Origin of the sequence: Blastopirellula marina (assembly GCF_002967765.1) — a bacterium.
GTDB lineage: Bacteria > Planctomycetota > Planctomycetia > Pirellulales > Pirellulaceae > Bremerella > Bremerella marina_A.
The window spans coordinates 197,950-223,877 of the sequence record NZ_PUHY01000001.1; the positions used below are offsets into that span (position 1 = coordinate 197,950).

At 52.7% G+C, this 25,928-nt stretch carries 21 protein-coding genes and 1 tRNA gene; 13 read left to right on the forward strand and 9 right to left on the reverse strand.

Translation table 11 applies throughout. The annotated features are described in order from the left end of the window. Positions 1-20: 20 nt before the first annotated feature. On the forward strand, positions 21-3,026 hold the full coding sequence (locus C5Y83_RS00705) for an exo-alpha-sialidase (RefSeq protein WP_315850481.1): 3,006 nt from the start codon (positions 21-23) through the stop codon (positions 3,024-3,026). A gap of 76 nt (positions 3,027-3,102) precedes the next feature. Here the strand turns inward: C5Y83_RS00705 and C5Y83_RS00710 are convergent, their stop codons facing one another. After that, entirely contained in the window at positions 3,103-3,780 is a 678-nt protein-coding gene (locus tag C5Y83_RS00710) for a hypothetical protein (RefSeq protein ID WP_105327725.1), read from the reverse strand. Between the two features lie 483 nt (positions 3,781-4,263). On the opposite strand from C5Y83_RS00710, the gene C5Y83_RS00715 reads away from it, so the two are divergent. From C5Y83_RS00715 to C5Y83_RS00735, 4 genes are all read left to right on the forward strand, one after another. Further along, positions 4,264-6,162, forward strand: a complete 1,899-nt coding sequence (locus C5Y83_RS00715) for a DUF1592 domain-containing protein (protein ID WP_233206997.1) — start codon at positions 4,264-4,266, stop codon at positions 6,160-6,162. A 50-nt stretch (positions 6,163-6,212) separates the two neighbouring features. Further along, positions 6,213-7,547 (forward strand): DUF1552 domain-containing protein, encoded by a 1,335-nt coding sequence (locus tag C5Y83_RS00720; protein ID WP_105327874.1) that lies wholly within the window; start codon positions 6,213-6,215, stop codon positions 7,545-7,547. Between the two features lie 392 nt (positions 7,548-7,939). After that, a complete protein-coding gene (locus C5Y83_RS00730) occupies positions 7,940-8,488 on the forward strand; it encodes an HAD family hydrolase (RefSeq protein ID WP_199194948.1) in 549 nt (182 codons plus the stop codon). Next, positions 8,485-9,225, forward strand: coding sequence for an ATP-grasp domain-containing protein (locus C5Y83_RS00735; protein ID WP_105327728.1), 741 nt, complete (start codon positions 8,485-8,487; stop codon positions 9,223-9,225). Before C5Y83_RS00730 ends, C5Y83_RS00735 begins: the two co-directional genes overlap by 4 nt. Here C5Y83_RS00735 and C5Y83_RS00740 read toward each other — a convergent pair. Further along, on the reverse strand, positions 9,204-10,739 hold the full coding sequence (locus tag C5Y83_RS00740) for a class I adenylate-forming enzyme family protein (protein ID WP_105327729.1): 1,536 nt from the start codon (positions 10,737-10,739) through the stop codon (positions 9,204-9,206). The genes C5Y83_RS00735 and C5Y83_RS00740 overlap by 22 nt on opposite strands. 186 nt (positions 10,740-10,925) lie before the next feature. On the opposite strand from C5Y83_RS00740, the gene C5Y83_RS00745 reads away from it, so the two are divergent. Then, complete coding sequence (locus tag C5Y83_RS00745; protein ID WP_105327730.1) at positions 10,926-12,203, forward strand: PQQ-binding-like beta-propeller repeat protein; 1,278 nt, start codon at positions 10,926-10,928, stop codon at positions 12,201-12,203. A gap of 15 nt (positions 12,204-12,218) precedes the next feature. On the opposite strand, the gene C5Y83_RS00750 is transcribed toward C5Y83_RS00745, so the two are convergent. The 5 genes from C5Y83_RS00750 to C5Y83_RS00775 form a co-directional block, all read right to left on the reverse strand. After that, positions 12,219-13,421, reverse strand: a complete 1,203-nt coding sequence (locus C5Y83_RS00750) for an HD domain-containing phosphohydrolase (protein ID WP_158262176.1) — start codon at positions 13,419-13,421, stop codon at positions 12,219-12,221. 34 nt (positions 13,422-13,455) lie between these two features. Next, positions 13,456-15,642, reverse strand: coding sequence for an ATP-binding protein (locus C5Y83_RS00755; RefSeq protein ID WP_105327732.1), 2,187 nt, complete (start codon positions 15,640-15,642; stop codon positions 13,456-13,458). After that, positions 15,639-16,289: a hypothetical protein gene (locus C5Y83_RS00760; protein WP_105327733.1), complete on the reverse strand. Its 651-nt coding sequence runs from the start codon at positions 16,287-16,289 to the stop codon at positions 15,639-15,641. The genes C5Y83_RS00755 and C5Y83_RS00760 overlap by 4 nt, the downstream gene beginning before the upstream one ends. Positions 16,290-16,925: 636 nt before the next feature. Further along, on the reverse strand, positions 16,926-18,059 hold the full coding sequence (locus C5Y83_RS00770; RefSeq protein WP_158262177.1) for a glycosyltransferase: 1,134 nt from the start codon (positions 18,057-18,059) through the stop codon (positions 16,926-16,928). Between the two features lie 29 nt (positions 18,060-18,088). Next, entirely contained in the window at positions 18,089-18,922 is an 834-nt protein-coding gene (locus C5Y83_RS00775; protein WP_105327736.1) for a hypothetical protein, read from the reverse strand. Positions 18,923-19,059: 137 nt separating this feature from the next. Here C5Y83_RS00775 and lpxA point away from each other — a divergent pair, with 137 nt between their 5' ends. Beyond that, on the forward strand, positions 19,060-19,887 hold the full coding sequence (gene lpxA, locus C5Y83_RS00780) for an acyl-ACP--UDP-N-acetylglucosamine O-acyltransferase (RefSeq protein WP_105327737.1): 828 nt from the start codon (positions 19,060-19,062) through the stop codon (positions 19,885-19,887). A 146-nt stretch (positions 19,888-20,033) separates the two neighbouring features. On the opposite strand, the gene C5Y83_RS00785 is transcribed toward lpxA, so the two are convergent. Next, positions 20,034-20,107: transfer RNA gene (locus tag C5Y83_RS00785), tRNA-Arg, on the reverse strand. A 189-nt stretch (positions 20,108-20,296) separates the two neighbouring features. Here C5Y83_RS00785 and C5Y83_RS00790 point away from each other — a divergent pair. From C5Y83_RS00790 to ndk, 6 genes are all read left to right on the forward strand, one after another. Continuing rightward, a complete protein-coding gene (locus C5Y83_RS00790) occupies positions 20,297-20,773 on the forward strand; it encodes a 6-pyruvoyl trahydropterin synthase family protein (RefSeq protein WP_105327738.1) in 477 nt (158 codons plus the stop codon). A 231-nt stretch (positions 20,774-21,004) separates the two neighbouring features. Next, positions 21,005-21,472, forward strand: coding sequence for a GNAT family N-acetyltransferase (locus tag C5Y83_RS00795; RefSeq protein WP_233207001.1), 468 nt, complete (start codon positions 21,005-21,007; stop codon positions 21,470-21,472). A gap of 192 nt (positions 21,473-21,664) precedes the next feature. After that, complete coding sequence (locus tag C5Y83_RS00800; RefSeq protein WP_233207002.1) at positions 21,665-22,861, forward strand: M16 family metallopeptidase; 1,197 nt, start codon at positions 21,665-21,667, stop codon at positions 22,859-22,861. Continuing rightward, positions 22,836-24,071: a M16 family metallopeptidase gene (locus C5Y83_RS00805; protein ID WP_105327740.1), complete on the forward strand. Its 1,236-nt coding sequence runs from the start codon at positions 22,836-22,838 to the stop codon at positions 24,069-24,071. Before C5Y83_RS00800 ends, C5Y83_RS00805 begins: the two co-directional genes overlap by 26 nt. A gap of 142 nt (positions 24,072-24,213) precedes the next feature. Then, complete coding sequence (locus C5Y83_RS00810; RefSeq protein WP_105327741.1) at positions 24,214-24,531, forward strand: hypothetical protein; 318 nt, start codon at positions 24,214-24,216, stop codon at positions 24,529-24,531. Positions 24,532-24,641: 110 nt separating this feature from the next. Further along, the gene (gene ndk / locus C5Y83_RS00815) at positions 24,642-25,100 is read left to right on the forward strand and encodes a nucleoside-diphosphate kinase (RefSeq protein WP_105327742.1); all 459 of its coding nucleotides are present in this window, start codon (positions 24,642-24,644) and stop codon (positions 25,098-25,100) included. 114 nt (positions 25,101-25,214) lie between these two features. Here the strand turns inward: ndk and C5Y83_RS00820 are convergent, their stop codons facing one another. Continuing rightward, positions 25,215-25,919 (reverse strand): type 1 glutamine amidotransferase, encoded by a 705-nt coding sequence (locus C5Y83_RS00820; RefSeq protein ID WP_105327743.1) that lies wholly within the window; start codon positions 25,917-25,919, stop codon positions 25,215-25,217. Positions 25,920-25,928 lie beyond the last annotated feature (9 nt).

Consider the following 25,928-nt stretch of genomic DNA (forward strand, 5'->3'; position numbering starts at 1 on the left):
CTTCCCCCCGAGTGAATCTCATGTCTTTTAGTCGAACCATCACCACGATGTTGCTGTTGATATTAGCAACGCCTGTTTTCGCTCAAGATGAGTGGAAGCTGAAAGAGCTTTCCTACAACAATCCAGGCCTCAAAGTCGACCTTGGCGTAGGGCTTTGGGCATGGCCGTTGCCGATGGACTATGACGGGGACGGCGATATGGACCTGTTGGTCTCCTGCCCTGATAAGCCATCCAATGGCGTCTTCTACTTCGAGAATACATCCCAAGACCCTTCACAAAAGATGCCGGTATTTAAGCCCGCAGTGAAGCTTGGCAAGACGTCGCACAATGTTCAGGTTAGCTATGTCGACGGCAAGCCACGTATTCTTCACGAATGCTGGGAATATCCACGCGATGCGAAAAGTGGCAAGTTCGACTTCGATCATGGCAAACGGATCTATCCGAAAAACAATATCCATGAGAACCGAGTTCGCGCGAATATGTGGCGTTATGTCGATTACGATGGTGACGGTGATCAGGATATCGTCGTCGGTGTCGGCGACTGGACCGACTACGCCTGGGATGCTGCCTTCGATAACTTTGGCCGGTGGCAAAATGGACGGCTTCATGGCTACGTTTATCTTATACGCAATGAAGGCACTGCTAGCGAAGCGAAGTATTCTGATTCACCGGAGAAGATCGAAGCGGCTGGTGGTGAAATCGACGTCTACGGATGGCCTTCCCCCAACTTCGCTGATTTCGACAACGATGGCGATCTCGACCTTTTATGCGGCGAATTCCTCGACGGATTCACTTATTTCCAAAATATTGGCACGCGGGAAGAGCCGGTGTACGCTGCTGGCCGCAAGCTGAACAATGCGAACGGCAAGCCACTGGTAATGGATCTTCAAATGATCACGCCAACGGCGTTCGATTGGGACAGTGATGGTGATTTAGATCTGATCGTTGGCGATGAGGATGGTCGCGTCGCCCTCGTAGAAAACACCGGTGAACTTCGCGACGACCAACCCGTATTCCTCGCCCCAAAGTACTTTCAACAAGAGGCCGATACACTTAAGTTTGGTGCTCTCGCGACGCCTTATGCCTACGACTGGGATGAAGATGGCGACGAAGACATTCTCTGTGGTAACACAGCTGGTTACATTGGCTTCTTCGAGAATCTCGGTCCTGCTGAAAATGGCCTGCCGAAATGGAACGCCCCGAAGTTGTTAACGGCATCGCCAGGAACGGCTCATACGCCAGAAGTGGAGTTCCGCATCTTGGCTGGTCCTAGCGGGTCAATTCAAGGTCCGGCTGAAGCGAAGTGGGGCTATACCACCTTGTGCGTTGCGGATTGGGATGGAGATGCCGATCCAGACATCATCTACAACTCGATCCTCGCGAAGGTTGGACTTCTGCGAAATGACGATGGCAAACTGGTCGATGTTCCCCTGCCGACTGGTCTGAGCGAAGCTCCACCAAAGTGGTACTGGTGGCAAACCAAATCGGAATCCTCGATTACGCAGTGGCGTACAACGCCGGTTGTAAAGGACTTCAATGGCGACGGAAAGCTCGATTTGGTGATGCTCGATCAAGAAGGATACCTGACCTTGCGACCTTCCGCTGGTGCAGCAGAACGAATCTTTATTGACGAAAATAACCAACCACTCCAGTTGAACATCAAATCTTGTGGCGGTTCAGGCCGCGTGAAGTTGGATGTCGTTGACTGGGACAGCGATGGCCGACTTGACCTGCTTGTGAATTCCGAGAACGCAACTTGGTACCGCAACTGTGAAGATCGCGATGGCAAGGTTGTGCTGAAACGGATTGGTAACCTGGCCAAGCGAAACGTCGCTGGGCATACTTCGAGTCCAGCCGCTTGCGACTTTGATAAGGACGGAAAACCAGATCTGCTGGTCGGTGCCGAGAATGGCCGACTCTACTATGCCCCTCATGACGACTGCCTGGCATTCGCAGCGGATCAAATCGCTGCGGTTAAACCCCAAGAATCTAGCAAGCCGAAGTTCCCTGGATTTGTTAGTGAAGAATTCATTTACACTAAGGCCAGTTTTCCCGAGTGCCACGCTTCGACCATCTGCCAAACGAACCGCGGCTTAGTCGCATCATGGTTTGGCGGGACGAAAGAAGGACGCGACGACGTTTGCATCTGGGTAAGCTACCACGACGGAAGCCGCTGGTCAGGCCCGATGAAGGTCGCCGACGGTGTTCAGCATAACGGACTTCGCTATCCTTGCTGGAATCCAGTGCTCTATCAATCTCCGGGCGATGGCCCTTTGCTCTTGTTCTTCAAGGTAGGGCCAAAACCGCATTCGTGGTGGGGCGAAATGATGGTCAGCTATGACGGCGGTAAGACCTTCCGCGAGCGAAAACGTCTTCCAGAAGGAATTGATGGTCCCGTTCGCTGCAAACCGATCCTGCTGAAGGATGGCAAGACACTGCTCTGCGGATCTTCGACCGAGTACGACGGCTGGACCATTCACTTCGAGAAGACCGTTCTAACCGATGGCCAACCTAGTGGTGTCTGGCAGCGAATCGGTCCCATCAACACCAAAGATGAGTTTAACGCGATCCAGCCCACCATTCTTCAACATCAGGATGGTCGTCTGCAGGTTCTTTGCCGCACCAAGGAGAGTGTGATCGTCAGCAGCTTCTCCGAGGACGAAGGAGACACTTGGTCGAAACTCAAGCCAATCGATATGCCGAATCCTAATTCAGGAATCGAAGTCGTCACGCTGGCCGATGGTCGCCAGCTGATGATCTATAACCATCTTGGAAGTGGCAAGACAGGCTGGGGACGTCGCGGGCTATTGAACCTGGCAATCTCTGACGACGGTATTAACTGGCGAAAGGTTGCTGTATTGGAACAGGAAGAAGGCGCCGAGTTCAGCTACCCGGCAATTATCCAAACTGATGACGGCATGGTGCACATGACCTACACGTGGAAACGTCAATTGATCAAACATGTCGTCATCGATCCGACCAAAATCGAACCTGGCGACGAGTTGACCAAGGCGAACTGGGATTAGTAGCTGAGTCCACATCAAGAAACGAAGAAGGCGTGCGGGACGACTTGTCTCGCACGCCTTTCTCTTTGAAGACCGCTCAGGCATTTCGATCGATTAGCTTTCCCAGTTGCTCTTCAATCCGTTTCAAACGGTCTTCAATACGCTGCAGATTTTTTTCCGGGGGTGGCGGTGGATTTCCGCCAGGGCCTGCCATTGGTGGCTGTCCCGCGCGTGGCTCTTGTGCTCTTTGGTGCGGCCGAGGTGGACCATGCCGCCCTGGCCCTGGCGGCGGTGGCTGCACACCATGTGGCGGCATGCCAGGTTGATTCATGACAGGAGGTCCGGCATGCGGACCGTGCGGTGGACAATGACCACCTGGAGGTGGAGGCGGCATTTCTTCCCGTTGGAAGGTCGATTCGCTCTCGACGTTTGTTAGCGCGAATACTTCGACAACCATTTCTCCATGCGGGCCTGGTTGGCGGCGTCCTTCGGCAGAGACTTCTTGCCCCACTTCGGACAACTTACCCAGGTATTTCTCCAGGTGGGGCGGCCAATGCAGCCAAGTGCCATCTTCCAACTTAACTCCATCGATTCCACCACGTGGAGCTTTCGTTTGTTCGGTGACCTTTCCCGTTATCGTCTCCATTGTTTGCGGTGCATGCGCGGCGGGCGGCGGGGCGATCCCAGGTATTTGAGCTTCTTCCGAGTTTCCCACGACCCACCCACCGAGGGCGAATGCGGCAGAACTTCCGATCGTAACTAGCCAGCGACTCATGGAATGTGTCCTTTCGAGAAGTATCCAATCTTCGAGCTTTATCGAACGTGAAATGCAATTCTACTGCATAACCCGTTGATACCGGTTTACGCTGAAAATTGCAAGCAGGAATTCCTAGCTTTTCTGACCTACGCGGACACGTAACACCATCTGAATGCGTTCAACAGGTATGATTCGTCGATATGTGGGTTTTCGATTTCTCCTGTCATTGGATCGCCCAATGACCAAAGTTTGATCACTTTTCCCAAGTTTTCGCTCGAACTCTTCCCCCCACCGCAACGGTCATTCGTCTAGCCCGACTCTCGGTATTCGAGTAGTATTGAAAGCCCCGCCGCCTCCCACCTACCTCCAGGCCAACCGACAATGCGCTTCGCAGTTGCACCTTCCCAATTCGGCACATATCGGAATCATTCGCGTATTCCCGTTCTGATCTCCGCAGCGATCGCGGTTCTCGCCCCGGTTTTGTCTACCGATACTCGTCTAGTGGCTGCTGATCATTCGCCTGAACTAAAAACGTGGGGCGAGAATTACACCAAAGATGTTTTGCCGATCGTCAAGTCGAAATGCCTTGAATGCCACACCGGTGACGACGCCGATGGAGAGTTCGACTTGGCTACGTTCAGTAGTGGTGAATCGGCAATTGAAGCGGGCGATATCTGGGAACGCGTTGCTCGTCGCGTCCGACAAAACGAGATGCCGCCGGAGGGTAGCCCTGGACTTAGTGATCCGCAGAAGAGTGCTTTCTATCGCTGGCTCGACTCTCGGCCTGGGCAAGATCTTTGCAAACAACTAGCGTCGGACGAAACCCAAAGCTGGTATCGCGGTCATGTGATGAGCCGCCGTCTAACCCGCACCGAATACCGGAATGCAATGCGCGATCTTGTCGGGATCGAACTGAAGCCGAGTGAACTGCCTCCATCAGACGGAGCTGGTGGCGAAGGATTCGATACCGTCGGTGACGCCTTGTTTACTTCCCCTATTCATCTCGAGGCTTACCTGATGGCCGCGGACCGCCTGATCGAAACGGCGCTGCCAGAGGGTGAGCAAGGTGCCTCAGAAGAAGTCATCGCCGCAAGACGTCGCATTCTTAGTTCGCTTCCCAAGTCGATCGACTCAGCATCGGACCTTGACGATCGCGATGCTGCCAAGGCCAACATCGAAGCATTCGCGGAACGAGCCTGGCGTCGACCACCTACGCCGGAAGAAGTTGAACGGTTGCTAACGATCTTCGACGCTGCTTTATCGAGAACTGGTTCGTTTATAGCCGCCCAGCGACAACCGTTGAAGGCTATCCTGGTCTCACCTCATTTCCTGTTTGTCGTTGAATCGGAACCGGAGGCGGGTGGCGTTCAAAGAATCTCTCCACATCAATTGGCTACGCGTCTGGCACTTTTGATCTGGTCATCCATTCCCGATGATCGCCTACTCCAACTTGCCGACAGTGGCGCGTTGTATGATGAAGAAGTGCTTCGGGGTGAAGTTCGTCGAATGCTGGCTGATTCAAAGGCCGATTCCCTAGGAGAGAATTTCGGTTTGCAGTGGCTTGGCCTAAAAGAATTTGGGAACGGCCCGAAACCCGACGCGGAAGTCTTTCCGGAATACGACGACAAACTAGCCGCGGCGATGCGTGAAGAGGCAGTTCGGACTGTCGCCAGCGTGTTTCGTGCAAATGCTCCGCTAACCGATTTGATCGATGCGGATTACATCTATGCCAACGCCAGCCTGGCAAAGCACTATGGAATCGATTTACCGCCAGATTCATCTTGGCAACAGGTCAAACTCGATAGTCGCCAGCGCGGCGGCGTCTTGACCATGGCCAGTGTGCTAACATCCGCTTCCTACCCGCGTCGTACGAGCCCCGTACTTCGTGGGAGATGGATTCTGGAAGAAGTTCTCGGCGCGCGTGTCCCGCCTCCGCCGCCCAACGTCCCAGCATTGGAAGATGAACATGGAGAAGCGAAGCCCACGACATTGCGCGAGCGTCTCGAACTTCATCGGCAAAAGGCTGAGTGTGCCAGCTGCCACAATCGCATGGATCCTCTCGGCTTCGGCCTGGAAAACTTCGATGGCATTGGCCGATGGCGGGAAAGTGACAATGGGCAGCCGATTGATTCGGCAGGCAAGCTTCCTTCCGGTGATACGTTTAGCGGACCGGAAGAACTGAAAGTCATTCTTCTGAAGCGGAGTGGTGAATTCCAGAAGCATTTTGTCCGCAAGTTACTTGGCTTTGGTTTAGGACGCGATCTGAACAAATTCGACAATTGTGTCGTTGATCGTTGCCTGAAATGCTTGAAAGAAAACGATCTCAAGGCAGGCATCCTCATTGAAGAGATCGCCCTCTCCTACCCGTTTCAGCACCGCTACTTCAAAGCAGACAAATAAACGGAGCGTCTACGCTCGAAGGTAATTGTCTTATGGCAAATCACAAGTCCATTTCATCTGTCGTGTCGCGTCGCCGTTTCTTACAGGGGTGCGGCGTCACGCTCAGTCTGCCGTGGATGGCTTCGTTAGCCCCGAAGGTAGCCCGAGCGGGAGAAACAGGAAAGCCGCCGGTTCGATCTGCTTTCATCTACTTTCCCAACGGCGTCTGGGAGAAGGACTGGATTCCGGAAACCACCGGTAGCGATTACAAGCTCACGCCATCGCTGGAACCACTAGGCGATTTGAAGAGTGAAGTGCTCGTTCTCACGGGACTCGACAAAAAGAACAGCCACGGCGGCGACGGTCATTACGCTAAAACAGCCAACTTCCTAACGGGGATGCCAGTCACGAAAACGACTGGTAAGGATATCAGTAGTGGTGGTATCTCGGTCGACCAGTTAATGGCCCAACATGTCGGTGGAAACACACCACTTCCTTCGTTGGAACTAGGAACCGAGCCAGTAATCAGCGGTATCGACAGCAATGTTGGTTACACTCGTTTGTATGGCTCGCACATTTCGTGGCAGTCACCTACGCGTCCGGTCGCGAAAGAGATTAACCCGCGACTGGTTTACGAACGGTTATTCGGCAAGGCATTATCTTCCGCCTCCGAGAAAGCTGAGTCGTATCAAAACCTGCTTGATTTCGTTTTGGAGGATGCGCGTCGTCTTCGTCCTCGCTTGGGCCGAGATGATCAGTTCAAGATGGACGAATACCTTGATTCGGTCCGGGCCGTTGAGAAACGGATCGAGTTCGCAACGAAGGGAGATCGCGACTGGCAGCCAGAAATTGACGAACACGCCCTGGCGATGGCCAAGCCAGGCGTTCCAGCTGAGTTTCGCGACCACATTGGAATCATGCTCGATCTCATCGTCTTAGGTTTCCAAACTGATTCAACGCGCGTGGCCTCGCTGATGTTTGCCAACGATGTTTCTGGGCGTAACTTCTCGTTCTTGGATGGGGTCAAGGGTGGTCATCATGAGATGTCACACCATGAGAATAAGAAGGAAAAGATCGAGCAGTATCAAAGGATCAATCGTTGGCATGTCGAACAGTTCGCAACGATGCTCGGCAAATTACAGGCTATCCAAGAAGGGGACGGAACGCTGCTGGACAACTGCATGATTCTGTTTGGTTCCAGCATGTCCGATGGAAATCGACATGACCCCGACAATCTGCCAATCCTTCTTGGTGGACGCGGTGGCCGCACGTTGAACAGTGGCCGCCACTTGGCAGCAGATGGGCAAGTCCCACTGTGTAACTTGTACCTTGCGATGCTCGATCGTATGGGAGTGGCAGTCGAAGCATTTGGTGACAGTACCGGTCCACTGAAGGATCTAGCATAGCCGTCTGACAACCTAAATGTTGCCATCCTTCTGAACCTTCCGGCGTCGCGTTTGTCTATCGCTACGCGATCCTTGGACTCCTATTCAAGGAGATAGACGCTAGGCAAACCCAAGTTCGACCAAACGCCCTCATTTTGAGTCGATGAATCCAGCATTGCCGTGACTTTCAGTCGGAAAGGAACGTCAAACGCCGCGTTCAGGTCGTCTCCAGCAACAAACTACTGGAAGAAAAGCTGGGGCGTAACGATCTCTGTCAATGTGGTTCTGCCTAGCGCCTCAAGAATCGCTGCCTGAAGAATGGGGGTTTTGACGGTGCAAACCGTGACGTCTACTTTCAGGTACAAAACCTAAACAGCAATCCTGAGAGATGGCCTTGAGCAAGAATGGTCAATTTGACGAAACCACTGTTGATTCTCGACGTCGATGAGACGTTGCTCTTTGCGACGAAGATACCGCTGGAGCATACTTCAGACTTTCAGGTAGGGCCTTACCACGTTTACGTTAGGCCGTTTCTCGACGAATTATTGCAACGTTCCGCAGAGCTGTTCGACTTAGCCGTCTGGTCGTCATCTGGCGAAGACTACTTAAATGGCGTCCTTAAGCACGCGATACCGGCGGAGCTTTCGTTGAAATTCGTCTGGAGTCGAGAACGCTGCGTTCGTCGATACGATCCAGAAAAGCAGCAATTTTACTTCGTGAAAGACCTGAAGAAAGTCAAACGTCTTGGCTATGACCTAGAACGAGTGCTAATCGCCGATGATACGCCCCAAAAGCTTGAAAGAAACTACGGCAATGCCGTTTATGTGAAGCCATTCTTCGGTGAACCCAACGATGACGAGTTGATCCACTTGACTCGTTACTTGTCATCACTTCTGGGAAACGAGAGCTATCGCGGAATCGAGAAACGTGGTTGGCGACGCAAACTAGACAACATGATATGACAACGCTGCTCATTTCGTCGCGACACACAGTAGACAACCAAGTGCTATGGCGAGCCGCCACAGCGCGTGATTGGGATGTGGTGCGTGCCCACGGGCTGCGGGCTCCAGAGATCAATGATTCGGAAGTCGTGATCTACATCGAGTCGCCATTTGCTCCAAGCATTGCCAAGTCGATACAGCGTGTGCTCTCAGAACTACCTGAAGATTGGTTAGTTCGGTTCCCCAGGGAGATGACGCATCGCGAGATCCAATTGTCCACACTTGGAGCCGCACGAGGCCTTGTTCAGCCAACTTTCGTGAAACTGCCCAACGAGAAGTCATTCGCCGCCCAGGTTTATGCTTCGGGACAGACACTTCCCTTAGAATTCCCTGACGACATGCTGGTTCTGTTATCTGAACCTGTAGACTGGGAAGTCGAATTTCGCTGCTTCTGTCTCGATGGCAAAGTGATGACGCTTTCACCTTATCTGCGTAATGGCGCGTTGGCCAATGAGAGCGATTACTTCTGTACAGAGGAAGAACACAGCGCGGTCATCACATTCACTGAAACAGTGCTGAATGAAAGTAGTGCGTTCACGCCTCGCGCGGTCGTTATCGATGTGGGGCGCATCCGCCAGAGAGGTTGGGCGGTAGTCGAAGCCAATGCGGCCTGGGGATCGGGAATTTATGGATGCGATCCCGATATCGTTCTGGACGTGCTCCGCTGCGCAACGATTCATTCCGTCGACACGAATTGACTTCCGGCAAGTTCCGCCAAGGCATGACGATCGAACTTGCCGGTCGAAGTGCGAGGTAGCACTTCCAGAAACAGATAATGAACCGGGTTTTTGTAACCTGCCAGATGCTGTTCGACATAGAATCGCAACGTTTGCTCAGTATCTTCTTCCTGATGACTAAGCAAAGCGACGCAAGCCACAGGGATTTGTCCATCACACGGATTTGAGACCGCAACGACCACCGATGCGTGGACCAATGGATGTTCGTCGATGATCGCCTCGACTTCAGCCGGAGCGATATTCGATCCACGCCGAATGATCATCAGCTTCTTTCTACCGACAAACCAAATGTAGCCGTCGTCATCACGATAAGCCAGGTCGCCGGTGTGCAACCATTCATTTCGAAACAACTCCTGGGTGGCCACGGAATCGTTCCAATAACCAATCGTGGCCGACTCTGCCTGAAGAACAATTTCACCATGCTCCCCAGAATCGCACGGTGAACCGTCTGACCGTACGATATCTAACCGCATTCCGGGCGCGGCAATGCCGAGCGATCCCCATTTGCGTGTTCCATTTCGTGGATTGGCCGCGTAATAACAGCCAACCTCCGTCATGCCTGCCCCTTCCATCACTTCCCAACCCAGGCAATCGCGAAAACGGCGATGAAGATCCGTTGGGACGGCATCGCCTGATCCGATTGCGTTAATCAGTGAAGGCAATTCCGATGAAGTGGATTCAAGGTACTCGACGAAGTCTAGCAAGTCGCTCGCAAGTAGTCCGTACTCGGTGACCTGATGAGCGTTGATCAGTTGTACTGCTTCCGCAGGCGTGGGCTTCATCTCCAGAATTACTTCGCCGCCAGCCAGCAGTGCAGGCAACATCTGCGTTTGTAAGCCACCAGCGTGACTAATGGGTTTACCGACGAGAACGATATCTTCTGAATTAAAGTCAAACAGAGATCGTGATTGGTCGATCGCTTCATAGACGCCCTCTTGCGAGTGCACGACGCCTTTAGGATGTCCGGTGCTTCCCGACGTAAAAAGAATGAGAGCGGGTTCGTTTTCTTTTACCGGTACTTTTTCAGCTTGAGCTTCCCCTTCAAGCCATTGATTAAACCGTGTGCCGTTATCTCCTCGAACCTCGACAGCCAAAACCATGGGTAACGCATTAAGCAAATGCTGAACGTCAGCTGATCTCGCCGCATCGTAAACTATCAGACTGGCCCCAACCCGCATGAGGACGTCTTGGATCTCTTGCGACACGTAGCGGTAATTTAGGGGAACAGCGATCGCTCCGATTCGATAGCATGCGAGCGTTACTAACACCGCCTCTAAACAGTTCGGCAACAGCCATGCAATTCGATCCCCTCGATTAATATTTTCGTCTAAGAACCCCGCGGCAACTTGGCCAATCATTTGATCGAGTTGTTGGTAGTTGGTGCAGGAACTACCAATTCTGAGCGCTATCTTTTCAGGAGCGGAACAAACTGCGTTATCGAGTAGACCCTGGAGTCGTGTCAGACGTTCGTCCATTCGATTATTCCTTTCATGCTGCCAATCTAAAGATCGCTTCAGTATGCCAGTCGAGATTCTATCAGCCAAATTTTATCGTCCCGGTAATCGGTTATTGATTCTCGCTTGGCAAGATAGGATCATTGATTTGAATCTTTTTCAGCAAACCTCCTACCTTTCTCCTCCCCTGCCAGGACCTAGCCAAATATGAATCGAGTCATTCTCCTTAGTTTGATTTCCTTTGCTTTCTGCGTGAGTCCTTCGGCTGGGCAGTCAATTTTGAACGTTTCCGGGGAATGGTCTGAGTTTCGTGGACCGACCGGCCAAGGGCATGCGGCCGGAAAATTGCCTACCGAATGGGCCCCGGAGAAGAATATCACGTGGCGAACCGAAATTCCTGGCACTGGCTGGTCTTCGCCGGTGATTGTGGCGGACCGCGTTTACTTAACGACGGCCGTCCCTACCAGTGAGGATGAAAAACCAGATCAATCTCTTCGAGCTCTGTGCGTCGACGCCCACTCAGGCGAAATCATCTGGAACGTGGAGGTATTTCACGAAGACGGAGATAAGGCGCCTCGCATTCATCCGAAAAATAGTCACGCCAGCCCCACACCGATTGTCGAGGCAGGCAAAGTCTATGTTCACTTTGGTCACCTCGGTACCGCTTGCCTAAACACAAAGGACGGATCGATCGTGTGGGCCGTGCAAGAGTTGGCATACAAACCAACGCACGGCAACGGCGGTTCGCCTGTTATTGTCGACGATAAGCTAATCTTCAGTATTGACGGGGTCGATCGGCAAGAAGTCGTCGCGCTCGACAAGTCGACGGGTAAGATTGCCTGGGAGACGGAACGAGGCACGAAAGAGGGCGTCAAACCATTCTCATTCTGTACGTCCCTAGTGATTGAAGTCGATGGCCAGCGGCAACTTATTTCACCTGGCAGCGGTGTCGTCATGGCTCTCGACCCAACTACCGGGGATGAGATCTGGCGAGTCGACTACGGGAAAGGTTACTCGGTAGTACCAAGGCCAGTCTACGCCAACGGGCTGCTCTACATTTGCACAGGTTACGATCGTTCAACGATGATCGCGATTCGTCCTGAAGGCACTGGAGATCTCACCGAATCCAACGTCGAGTTCACGGTAGAAAAAGGCGTACCCTACAATCCATCGTTGGTCGCCGTAGATGATGCGGTTTATATGGTCTCTGACAACGGCGTACTATCTTGCCTGGACGGTGAAACAGGAGACCTACGCTGGAAAGAACGAATCGGAGGAAACTTTTCTGCATCGCCCATCTATGCCAACGGATTGGTGTACCTACTGGATGAAGCAGGGCTCACGACCGTCTTCAAACCAGGTGAGCAGTTTGAAGAAGTCGCCGAGAACGATCTAGAGGAACGTTCTCTGGCCAGCTTTGGTATCGACGGCAACGCAATACTTCTCCGCACAGAGAAGGCTCTCTATCGGATCGAAACGAACTAACGTTACATCAAACGTCTATTCGTCGTCGGCGTACTGCATTTGCACATCGACGATTTCCTTCCGTTTTGCAAAGAAGACATCCAAGATGTCGGGATCGAAATGCGTTCCCCTCTCTTCTGCCATGATCGTAAAGCACTTGTCGATTGGAAATGCATTCTTGTAGCAGCGTTTGGTGCTTAGCGCATCGAACACATCCGCGATCGCCGTAATACGACCCTCCAGCGGAATGTCCTCTCCCTTGAGTCCTAAAGGATACCCACTTCCATCCCACCATTCGTGATGCGTCAGAGCGATCCTGGCAGCCATTTCCAAGACAGGCGACTTAGCTGCTCCTAAAACGTCGGAACCGATCTTAGCGTGGTTCCGCAGAGCCAATTCCAATTGCGGTGACATCCGCTGTAGAACCCGTTTGCCAAGATTTGCGTGCTTTTGCATCAGTTGGAATTCGTCGTCGGTCAACCTGCCCGGCTTCTTTAGCACATCGTCAGCAATACCAATCTTACCAACATCATGAAGCTGTGCGGCTTGTTCGATCTCATCGATCTCCGCTGTGTCCATCCCCATTCCCTGAGCAATGATTCGGGCGTATCGCCCCACTCGCAGCACGTGATACCCAGTATCATCGTCCCGAAACTCCGCGGCACGGGCCAAGCAGTGCAAGATGTCTCGGCGTGAGGCTTCAAGCTGTGCGGTCCGCTCACGAACAGCTGATTCCAATTCTCTCGAGTAATTCTCAAGTCGGTCTTGATGACGTTTCAGCACGAGCAAGTTCCCAACGCGTGGCACGAGTTCGCTCGGGTCGATCGGCTTGTTGAGGAAGTCATTAGCCCCCGTTCGGAGAGCCTCAACTCGCGTGTCGCGATCGGTTGTCGCGGTCAGAATGATCGTGGGTGTGTGGGCCAGCGTCTTGTCTTCTCGCATTTGACGAAGAATGTCGATTCCACTGACATGGGGCATCATCAGGTCCAATAGCACCAAGTCTGGCTGTTCCTGACGCAATAACTGGATGGCGTCGCGGGAATCGGACGTCGACACGAATTGCGTGTAACCTTCGATACGTAGTAGCCGAGACACCACTTTGATGTTCACGGGCTCGTCATCGACTACGACAATCTTCGCGTCGGGAACGGCGCACGTTGCTTCCGTTGTTTCAGAGGATTGGTTGCACGCGAAATCTTTGGTTGCCTGCATCTCGTCTGCGATGGGAGAGATCGTCATGATTCTTTCAGATCTGAGGCGGTGTGCCGTTTGGTCAGAGCACGAGCCTTCGTTGAAGTTCACAAATTGTCTTGAGAGGCCTGTTCGCTTCCGCGATTCTCTTTCCGCGGGCCACTTCTTCCAGCTCCGCCGCTGGCTCCGTAAAGCATCCATACCCCACACTACCCGCCGCGCCCTTAAGCCAGTGGGCTAGTGCTTCGACCGCTTCACAATCCTCATCGTTAACGGCTTGCTCCAGATCAGCGATCTTGGACTCTAACCGTACTAGAAACTCTTCGACAATCTCGCGAATCTCAAGATCATCGGTGGGAAGCAGCGAGGAAATCTTATTTGTGGGCAGCGAAAGAGATTCACATAACTGAGACTCTTCTGCCGGTGATTGGTTGACATTCGATGTGGCGGAAAGTTGACCGAGAATACGGTATAGTTCGTCAGCGTCGATCGGTTTCGAGAGATAGCCACTACATCCAGCCAACTCGCACTTCTCTCGATCTCCCTTCATTGCATGTGCCGTCAGAGCGATTATCGGGCCAGGGAATCCTCGCTCTCGTAGTCGCGCCGCTGCGGAATAGCCATCCAGAACCGGCATCTGCATGTCCATCAAGATCACGTCGAACTCGATCTGACTCGCCATGTCGACGGCAACCTGTCCGTTCTCTGCCAGGCGAACCTTTGCACCGCCTCGCTCCAGAAGTAGTCGGATAAGTTTTCGATTTGTATCACCATCATCGACAACCAACACACTAAGCGCGCTCAAGTCGCATGCAACGGCCTGTCCATCTCGGATGTCAGAGCCGGGCATTTGCGTCGGCTGGAAGTTCTCGACTTCCGTAACGTCGCCGATAGCAACGCGCACCATGAAAGTGCTTCCCTTGCCAACCTCACTCGTCGCAGAAAGATTTCCACCCAGTGCTTCGGCGATCTTCTTACTAATGGCAAGACCAAGCCCGGTGCCACCATATTTCCTGGTAACGGTGTCGTCGGCTTGAACGAACGGCTGAAACACGGCATCAAGTTTGTCTTGAGGAATGCCGACGCCCATGTCTCGAATCTCGATAACCCAATCAGATTCGTTTGCGTTGTTCTCAATGTAAGCAACAACGACGACCGCTCCTTGGTCCGTAAATTTGATCGCATTGCCGACCAAGTTCAGCAGTAGCTGCTTTAGCCGATAAGGATCGCTTTGAATCGATCCTGGCACGGGACTTTCCCACCGATAATCGAGCCGAATTCCTTTCTCCATGGCACCAACTCTCAAGACCGACACCACGTCGGAAATAATTTGGTGTGGCGAGCACGAAATCGATTCGACTTGCAGTTGGTCCGCTTCGATCTTGGAGATGTCGAGGATATCGTTGATCAGCGCCAGCAAGTGCTTGCCGCTTCGCTGGATCGTGTCGATATACTCTTCCATCTCTTCAGCCGAGATCCTCTCTCGATCGCGCCGTAACACCTCGGTGAAACCCAAGATGCCATTAAGCGGAGTGCGAATCTCATGACTCATGTTCGCCAAGAATTTGCTTTTCGTACGGTTGGCATGTTCGGCCGCGTCGATTGCCTGCTTAAGATCTTCTTCGCGTCGCTCGAGTTGATCGGTGTGAATGGCCAGCTTCAGCATTTCCATGCGGCTTTGCATGATGATCAGCAGCAAGATGATATCCTCGAAGACAACCCATGCCGAGTGTTCTAGCCATCGCCATTCCGATGCCGTCGCTGTACCAAAGACAGACGTTGGCCACCAGATTCCTCGAACCAAATGGTCAACCGCCACAATCACCGTCGCAGGCGCAAACACCCAAGGATCGCGGTAGGCAGCCAGAAACGCAAGCGAGACAAATACGTGAAAATGGGTTTCAATCCTTCCGCCACTCAGGTGAATCAGCAAGGTTGAGAACAACACCTGACTGCAAGCGATCACCATTCGAGTCGAAAGGTAGCCGGGGCGACAAATCACCAAGGCGATTGGCATACCGGCTAACAGTCCACCACCAATGATGGCCATCATTACGTGTGGGTGGAGCTCACTATGCTTACCGATCCAGGTTAGCGGCGAGATAAACAAAGCCATCAAGATTCCGCTTACCCACTGCAGTGCCATCAATACAGCGAACATGCGGTCGGTACGGACGTGGATGTCATGATATTGCGCGTCGAGTTTGCGCTGCACCGAGACTGGTTGATCCGCACAGGAAGCGAAGGCTATTTGATGCAACCAATTCATCGAGTCTCTCCAGCAACCTTGGGTTGCGTTTCAGCATGGATTCGACAACCAAACACAGGCGTCGACATCATCGGTTGTCTATTAGCATCCGTCAGGCACTGATAGAGAAAATCGCATCCAAGGTTATCTCCCTGGTGCCCTCGCGAGGCAGTAACACCCCCCGAAAAAAGAAGCTGGCCGTCGCGATCGTATAATCGAACTGCTCCGCTTGTCACCATTTCAAACCGTTTTGATTCCACTCCATTTTCATCCCAAAACAACTCGGCACGAGGCAGTTCCGAGGCTTGTCGCACGGTAGGCGTATCTTTCCAATCGTCGGATGCACCCACTGGCATCGAGGCAACCACGATCACGTTCGGTTGTTGTCCCTCAGTTAAACCGGTTCCTGTCAGAACTCGTCCTATTTCATGCACCGATGCCCTGGTACAAGGACAGCGAGGGTGAATGAAACAAAGCAACGTCGCCCGATCCTCGGCATGTCGAATATTGGACGAGTCTGGCCAATTCTCTGACACGATGAATTGATTATCGGAATACGAAGTGAACTCGTAGTTCGTCGCCCAAACCCAAGCACCAAGCGTACCGACAGCCCAGAGAGCGATCGCCAGTCGCCAAGTAAGTCTCGAGATGTTTTCAGACAGCTTCATCAATCGATGTCAAACAACGTAGAACCTACGGTAGAAACCATAGTCATGCGTGCATAAACGCCCGTTCGGCATTAGTCGTTGAAACATAGAACAGTTCCAAGGTTGGCATTTACCACACCTTGGCTAACCGTCCCACATTCTGAATCACAATGTTACGGTTATGACGATTCGAGAAGTCATCGGATGCCGCAAGCCGGTTACCTCCCCCGACTAGCTACCATCGATTGCCTCGCTGATTAGGCCAGCAAAATAGAGAGAACGTCCACAGTTGCGATTCCTGGAACCAGTGCAGGTGTCGAATCGACGTCCATCGAACTTGTCATCCGCCAGCTTTGCGAGATTGTCCGTTCTCCACAAGCGACGAACGATCGGATTCAAGATTTTGTACGAATCGTAAAACAGCCGTTTCCTGCCCCCTATGTCGAACAGCTGAAGCAAGGCTTGAAGCTTGCGCAAGAAACGTTAGCGGACGGCAAGATGTATCGCCTGATCACCTCGCAATTCGTTGCCTTATCGACAGAGATGGTCAAAGCTGAAAGGAGCCGGAAGTGTAGTGCCGTTCAAACAGGTGATCACTATTACAAATTCGGGACACTAGAGAGCTGTAAACCTAATCGCACAGCAAACCGCAACAATTTAGGCCGCTCTTTCGGCTTTCGACGTCCTTTCCGTGCCTAGTAGACTTGCGAATTTGCTCGCCAGCCACGCCTTTGTGTTCTGAACGAATTGCGAAGACGTGGCTTCTTGTGGGGGCTGAACCACATCGCGCATCACGTGCCACCACTCAGCCATCTTACCGATGGCGCGGATTTCTTCGAGCAACTCGTCACGGTCGCTTGTAGAATGCTGTCGAATGACTTGCTCGTAAATCTCTAAGAGCTGACCGTAAATTGCATCGGTGCTGTTGTGGTCTCTAACATAGGACGACACCCTAGCAGCGTCTTCAGCATCATATCGTTTGATTTGCTGAACCAGGCGTTCTTCCGTTATAGCAAACGAAAGAGCTCGACGGCCCCATTGGTTCAAATGAGCGACTTGATCCGACGTGACCAGATAACTCATACCAAACACATCGCAGTAAACGACGGCGCATCCAACTGCCATCGCTTCTCGAGCACACCTACCTTTGGCAAATACCAAATCATATTGCCCTAATACTTTGTGGGGCTCATGGCAGACGGTTCCAAAGTGCTGGCCAACCGCGTCCAATTCGATTCCCAGTTGATCACAAACACGCTGAATGGGCTCAATCGATTCTCGATTGCCATAGCTACTGAAAACGATCGCTCTCCGCGGCTTGGCGGGCAAATGAGGTCGGCTTTGAAAAAGCTGGAGGTCGACCGGGTTTGTCAAAATAGTGACTAGGCTCCGGTCAATTCCTTCGGCCAAAACCAACCGCTCGGCACATGTCTGATCAACTGCCACGTAGCGTCCAATACGCGGAAGTTTCGGCGGAGTATCATGCCAAGCCTCGAAATCGTGACAAAGAAAGATGCCAGGCGACGTGGGAAAATGCAGCATCGCTGCTAACGTCTGTAGCGTATGATGACCATGAATAATGTCCGGCGTTTCACTGACTTTATCAAGCCTGGATACGACAGGAACCGAGTTCTGTGCCAGCGTTTTCGCCAGTGGACCAATTTGAGGGCTATACACGACCGGAGAGTGACCGTAACGGATCAAAGCTCGCGCGAGATCATGGACGTACATTTCGGTCCCTGATCGGCCAACCATTTGAATATTGGTGATGAGTACTTTGAGTCCGTTCATTCTCACCTTCATGCCCTTGCGATCGTGGCTCAACCGATCGTTGGTATGGAAGCCTCTCTGAGTAGTGTTTCAGCAAGTGGTGCAAAGTGTTCCTGGAACGTAATTGCCTGCCGGGATCTTCCGGATGCCACTCGCAAGAACCCTCGCTGGTCGTATGTCGCCCAGCCACCGACCTTTGGCGGTACAGAGAGTTTTCGCGTCGATGCGGTCCAGCGATAGTATTCAGTAGAGAATTCTCTGTCGCTCCAGTCTTTCACGACATCTTGCAGTTCGTCGCTAGCCCCTTTCGTAACGCCGTTGAAAAAACCGTTCATGGCTCCCAGAAACTGACGCTTTCGATCTACCTCTTCCTCGGTTAGCTTCACACACGACCAATCGTGAGTTTGACGCTCTTGCCAAGCGACTGTCTGTAGTCCAATGCCATGCTCGGCCAAAGACATACCGAACGCCTGAAGGGTCGGACAACGCACCGCTGAAGCTACCAGCAGCGGCACAAGATCGTGAGCCGAGTTGTACCACTCGAAGGGATCCGTAAAAACGATCCCAGGACCACGTTGCTCAAGCCAAGCCGCAACGGCGTCGCGTTGCCTCACGAACCAGTCGTCATCACGAGCAAGATAACGCTCGTAGATCTCTGATTCGGAGATAGCGCCGAATGTGACCGTTCCCCGAAAGCCGATCGCCGCCAGCTTTTCTCGAAAGGCATTTTCGAATCCATCCCCACCAAAAATGCCAGGCGATAGATAGTACAGATCGGGTTGTAGCCGCAGGAGGGCCGCAAACGTAAACCATTCGTGAGCGGGGTGGGCGAAAATCATCCCTGCGGGACGATCAGTCGGCGAGAGCAGGTTGTCATCATCCATTATGTCCCCTGCCTGTGTATCATTCCGTTGAAGTTACCTAGCTAAGCATCCGTAAACTAAGGTTGACCGTTATACGCATTTTCAAGGATAAGAAAAAGAGACATATCCCATGTAGCTGTTCACCTGGATACCTCGCGATGCCACTCACCCACGACACGTTCATTAGCCCATCGGCACAAATCGCAAATGACGTGGTAATTGGCGAAGGATGTCGAATCGATTCAGATGTCATCCTTGGCCCTGGCACACATCTAGCCGACGGCGTAAAGCTTGAGCCGGGAGTACGGATTGGCGAGAACAACGATATCGGCGTCGGGACGGTGATCAAATACGGAACTCAACTCGGAAGCGACAATCGAGTTGCTGAATACTGCGTCTTGGGCGGCCCGCCGCTCGTTTCAGGACCTATGGCATCGCAGGGAAGACTTAGCATAGGGGATAGGAATGTCATCCGTGAGTTCGCCACCATTCAGGTTGGAACTGGCGTCGATGGAATTACCTGCATTGGCGACGAAAACTTCATTATGCCGAATGTTCAGATCGGTCACGACTCGCGCATCGGAAACCAAGCAACCCTGACCAACAAAGTCTCGCTTTGCGGACATGTGACGATCGAAGATCAGGTCGTATTGGGCCTAGGAGTGACCATTCATCAACATTGTCGTGTCGGCCGCTTAGCAATGGTTGGAGCAACGGCCTACGTCTCGCGTGACATCATCCCGTTCGTCCTTGTTGACGGCCGCAGCGGTGGAATTGTTGGTTTGAACAAGACCGGGCTCAAACGACGAGACTTTTCACAACTTGTGATCTCGGAACTTAAAAAGGCCTACCGGGTCATTTTTCGTGAGGCGTTACTACGCGAAGAAATCATCAATCGCCTTAAAACTTCCCTCTGTCCGGAAGTCCAGGAGATGCTCGCCTTTCTAACGAACACCAACCGCGGAATCGAACAGGCAAGAAAGTAAGAAAGCTTCCGTTCGCCATAGCCTCAAATTACGCCGATTTGAGGCCGACAAGCCTTTGAAGAACTTATCGTTGAGAGAGACCTAAACAGCATCCCGTTTCGTGCAAACACGCCGCAAGCCATTAATTTCACAGCACTTAAGAAAAGCGTCCCCGACAGGGGTCGAACCTGTAACCTCTGGCTTCGGAGGCCAACGCTCTATCCAGTTGAGCTACGGGGACGGAACAGCTTCGTATATTAGGCGGCTTGGGCGCCGATTGTCAACGATGTGTTGTCCGAAGTTAAAAAGTGGCAACGACTACGGTCAATTCGCTGAGGTGTACGATGTTTAGACTGGGTTGCTTGTACTTTGGCGACCGAGGGGAAACAATCGTGCTTATAAGAGAACGTCAACGCAGCCGGAGTTCAGGATGATCATTCAGAAACAGTACAAGTTTTACGCGGCCCATCGTAACGAGGAGCTGCAGGACAAGTGCCGGAATCTGCATGGCCATCGCTATGGCATCGTATGCCACTTCGACGTGCAGCGGACCGGATCTTATTCGACGTTATTCTCCGACTTCGACGACAAAATCGGACCTTTCCTAAAGGATTTCTACGATCATGGCATGCTGATCAATGTAAATGATCCACTATTTGCCACGCTGAAACAGCACATGGAGATTCATGGCGAAGATCTGAAGCTTCGTGAATTCGATGGTCCGACTTCGGTCGAAAACCTTGCCCATCAGCTTTTCACCGAGATTACGCAGATGGGCTTCGATCTCGTTCGCCTAGATGTCCAAGAGACGGACACGTCGGTCGTTTGTTACGACCGGAATGATTGGGAAAGAGATAACGAAGCCCAGGTTTTCTCGAAATCGAAGCCAGTTAAAGCGACTTCCTAATCCAAATTGGACGATACGACCAGAGGCTTGCGGCAAGAATCGAGTCGCATTAATTGTCGTAAAGAGCTACACTGAAGCATGATAGCGATCATGCTCGCGCTTGCCCTTCCTGGATGACGACCGGTGGCGTTGACCTATTTCAAACGATTTCGGATGGAGATTCCTCTGGATAACCTCCCAGAGGCTTCCCCCCTACCTTCAGGGTTTCGTTACTGTCCCTGGAATGCCGAAATGTTGAAGCGACACGCTGAGGTGAAATTCCAGAGCTTCCGATTCGAAGTCGATGCGAATGTGTTTCCATGCCTGGGAGACTCCGAGGGCTGTTTTCGATTGATGCGCGAGATTTCGATGCGGGATGGATTCATCCCCGCAGCCACTTGGTTGATTGAGAATGAAGACGCGACAACCGCCAACTGGCGTCCGGTTGCGACCGTGCAAGGCGTCCGTGATCGCGATGGCAATGGATCCATTCAGAACTTGGGCGTCGTCCCTGGTTTCCGCGGGCTGGGAATAGGTGCCCTGCTGCTCTTAAAGGCCCTGGATGGGTTCAGGCAGCAGGGTATGCCACGAGCCTCACTGGAAGTAACCTCGCAAAATATCGGGGCGATCCGCTTGTATGAACGCCTGGGGTTTCGCATAGCCGCAACGGTCTACAAGGCAGTCGAAATGGGCACCGTGCAGACCACCACGCAAGCCTAGATCGAATTTCGTAGGGTCTCATTACGATCGACCGGGGCTTGTAGGGAATTCTCCCTCCCGTTTTAATCTGGGCTAGGCCCACCCTTATTTCCAATTACAGCTTTGTTTGCGACGGGAAGCGACGGCAAGAACGTGCATTCGACAATCCACTCCGAGAGCTTTGACAACGGATTGACCCTCCTCGCGGAGTCGATGCCTTGGCTACAATCAGCCGCGTTCGCGGTTGTGATCCCAGCTGGCGTTCAGCGTGAAGAAGAGTCGAATCGCGGTGTCGCCAACCTATTATGTGACTGGGTCCAACGTGGCTGTGGTGATTACGACAGTCGCCAATTTGTCGAGGCGTTAGATTACTTAGGAGTGGCACGCGGAGGCGGTGTTTCGGCTAGTCATATCACGTTCAGTGGTGCTTTGCTGGCTGAGCATTTGGGCGCAACGTTGGGCATCTATGCCGATCTGGTTCAGCGTCCCCATTTCCTTAACGACGAGTTTGAAGACGCCAAGCAGGTTTGCTTTCAAGAGCTGCGAGCATTAGAAGATGATCTTCACCAGCAGGCGATGATCACCCTCCGGCGACAAATCTACCCCGATCCTTGGGGCTGGCATCCAACCGGTACGCCAGCCTCGGTCGAGTCGCTCACGCCGGATGTCGCGCGTCAGTTCTACGACAATTGGATGCGACCCGATGAAACCATCATTAGTGTCGCCGGCAATTTCGATTGGAATCAACTTCGCGACCACGTTGAATCGCTTTACGGCGGCTGGAAAGCAAAGCCAGGTAAGAAGAGCTATCTCGGCACGAAGCTGCCCGACTACGTTCATATTCCATTTGATTCCAGTCAAACCCATGTCGCCCTTGGTTTCGATGGGGTACCAGTCTCCGATCCTGATTTTTATCAATCACGAGCTGTGATTGGCATTATGAGCGACGGGATGAGTTCTCGTTTGTTCAGTGAAGTCCGCGAGAAAAGAGGGCTCTGCTACACCGTTTACGCTGCTTGTCATTCGCTTCGCACGCAAGGTTCGATCCTTGCCTACGCTGGTACGAGTACCGAGCGTGCTCAAGAGACGCTGGACGTCATGCTGCAGCAGTTTGAAGAGCTCCCGAAAGGGGTTCAACAAGATGAACTTACGCGTCTGAAAGCTCGCTTTAAGAGTGGGATCGTCATGCAACAGGAGTCGAGTTCTTCACGGGCTTCTTCCATGGCAGGCGACTGGTATCACCTGGGACGCATTCGCACGATGGACGAACTAGCGAAGACGGTCGACGAGATCACCGTCGATACGATCAACGCCTATCTCAAAAAGAATCCACCTGGTCACTATCGTGTCACGACCATCGGTGCAAAGAAATTGGAGGTTCCGAGTGGAATTTCGTCAAGCGACGCTTGATAACGGCTTGGATATTGTCGCGGAAGTCAATCCCAACGCCTACTCCTTGGCGACCGCCTTTTTCGTAAAGGCAGGCTCACGTGACGAAACCGCAGAAGTTGCTGGCGTGAGTCACTTCCTGGAGCACATGGTCTTCAAAGGGACGGCACGACGTACGGCCGAAGACGTCAATCGCGAGCTGGACGAACTCGGTGCGCAGTCCAATGCGTTCACAAGTGAAGAAAAGACCGTTTATTACGCGGTCGTCCTTCCGGAATTGCAAAATCAGATTATCGACCTGTTGGCCGACATTATGCGGCCAACCTTGCGTCAAGAGGATTTCGACACCGAGAAAAAGGTGATCCTCGAAGAGATCATGAAATACGACGACCAGCCTCCGTACGGCGGTCACGAAAAGAGCATGGCCGCTTACTTTGGCGAGCATCCGCTGGGCAACAGCGTGCTAGGTACCCAACAATCGGTCGGCGACCTTACGCAAGACCAGATGATGGGTTACTTCGAGCAACGTTATAGTCCCAGCAATATCACCCTCGTGGCAACTGGCAACGTCGACTTCGACGCGCTCGTCGATCAAGCCAACCAGCTATGTGGCGACTGGAAGAAGCACGAAGTCACCCGCAACACGGCACGGCCGCAGGGACAGAGTAACTTCCAGTTCTTCACCAAAGAGAATTCGATCCAGGAGTACGTTATCCAGCTGGCCGAGTCGCCTGCTTCGGAAGATGCGGACCGTTACGCCGCCCGATTGTTGGGAACGATCATGGGAGACGACGTCGGTAGTCGCTTCTTCTGGGAGTTGGTTGATCCGGGAATCGCTGAGTTTGCAGCAATGGAATCCTACGAATTCCAAGGTTGTGGCGTGATAATGAATTACGTTTGCTGTGCCCCGCAGGATACCCAGCGTGTGCTTGATGTCGTTTCGCATGAAGTCGAAAAGCTGATGGCCGACGGTGTCACGGCTCACGAGTTGGAACTTGCCAAGAACAAGGCCTGCTCGCACGTTGTTTTACGAAGCGAGCGACCTTCGAGTCGCCTATTCTCGGTTGGCTCGAGTTGGACGCAGCGGCGAAGCCTTCGTACTGTGAAAGAAACCGTCGATGCGTATCGCAACGTCACCCTCGACGATATCAACAATCTGTTAACCAAGTACGACCTGAGAAAGGTCTCGACCACCGCAGTCGGACCACTGACGTCGCTACAGATTCCCTAGGCGGCGCGGCCGATATGGCCACCCCAAACCGATAGACGCCCTCGGCCCTTTCCGTCACTTCAGCTGAATTCCATGCTGGCAATGCATTCAGCCCGCCGATGAAGGAACCAGTGGAATGGCTATTGGGTGAAAGGGAGTATCAATGGTGTTGCGTACCATTCAACGAACAGTGGTAGTCTTGTTGTTGTGTGTGACTTTCGCGCCAGCTCCCGCCCAGGCGAACTGGAACCGCGTGATGCGTTTCTTCGGCGAATTCTGGAGCGACGGCTACCACTCCAAAGGGGACTATTGGAATCAACCGCCGCGGCATCACACGCCAATGCCCGCTTATCAGCCGTACTATCCGGTGATGCATCAACCCACCCCAGCGATGCAAGAGTCTGTCTCGAATATGGAGGAGACAATTTCTACGCCGATTATTGAGTCACCCCCAATCATCATGGGCGTGCCAAGCAAATAGTGGCGGTTTGAACGCGTTAAGTTGCCGCGTAGCCTCGCGACTCCTGGTTGAGGGGACACCGCGAATTCGCTAGAATCCGCCATCTCACCCTGATCCTTGGAGTTATCGCAATGGAACGTACGCTAGTTCTTCTGAAGCCTGATTGTGTTGAACGTCGCTTAATCGGTCGTATTTTGGGCCGTTTCGAAGACAAAGGCTTGAATATCATCGCCATGAAGCTGATCCGTATTACTCCGGATCTGGCGAAGCAACACTACGCCGAGCACGTCAGCAAGCCATTCTACCCAGGCCTGGAGTCGTTCATCACCGCCGCTCCAGTTGTGGCCTTGGTGCTGGAAGGTTTGGAAGCAATCAGCGTCGTCCGCGGCATTTTGGGCGCCACCAGCGGTTTGAAGGCTGAAGCTGGCACCATCCGCGGCGATTTCAGCAGCAGCCGCCAGATGAACTTGGTTCATGCTTCGGATGGCCCTGATGCCGCCAAACGAGAAATCGATCTCTACTTCCAGCCGGAAGAAGTACTGGACTACAAGCCAACGCTGACACCATGGATGCGTGCCGACGACGAATAGTCACCAGAGTGTCTCCGCTGCCTATCCATGTTCTGCGATAGGCAGCTTGGTCCAATTGCTTAGCACGGCAAGCCATTTGCGATATTCCGTTGCTCAGGAAGTCGAATCCATCAGCTATATAGCCTCTTCTGAATTCTGGCGAGCCTGGTTTGCTGAGATAAAGAACTCAGCCAGCTGCCGAGCGATCTGATCAGAGTCGTTGCTCTCACCGATGGTACTGATCGCCTTCTCCGCTTGGTCCTCCGACAAGCTACTTCCTGACTTGGCCGCAATGGAATCGCGGGTGTATTCTGGCGAAAACTCAGGATGAAACTGATAGCTCAGCGCTTTGAAACCATTCCGCCCAGCGTTGGCACAAAATTCCGATGACGCGATTACCTCAGAGTTTGCCGGCGCGATAACGACTTGATCTTGATGCATCGCCAAGCAACGGACATTACCGGAACTAGATTCGTAACGGATTTGGCCGATATTCCAGCCGGCTTCGAACTGAGTGACTTTTCCGCCAAGAGCTTGAGCCATGATTTGATGTCCAAAGCAGATTCCCACGAGAGGAATCTCCGCAGCGTAGATAGCACGGATCAGCGCTTCTAACTTCGGAATATAGGCATGGGGCTCGTAAGCGCCATCTCCGGATCCGGTGATCAACCAGCCATCGCAGGTGTTGACATTTCGCGGGAACTCGTCGGCAACTACCACGAACGTCTCGAACTCAAAGCCGTTCCCCGCAAGCAGTCGCTGAAACATCTCGGGGTATTGGCCATAGGTTTTTGCCAACGACTCGGTGACGTAACCCGCCTGCAGAATACCGATCTTCATTGATGAGTT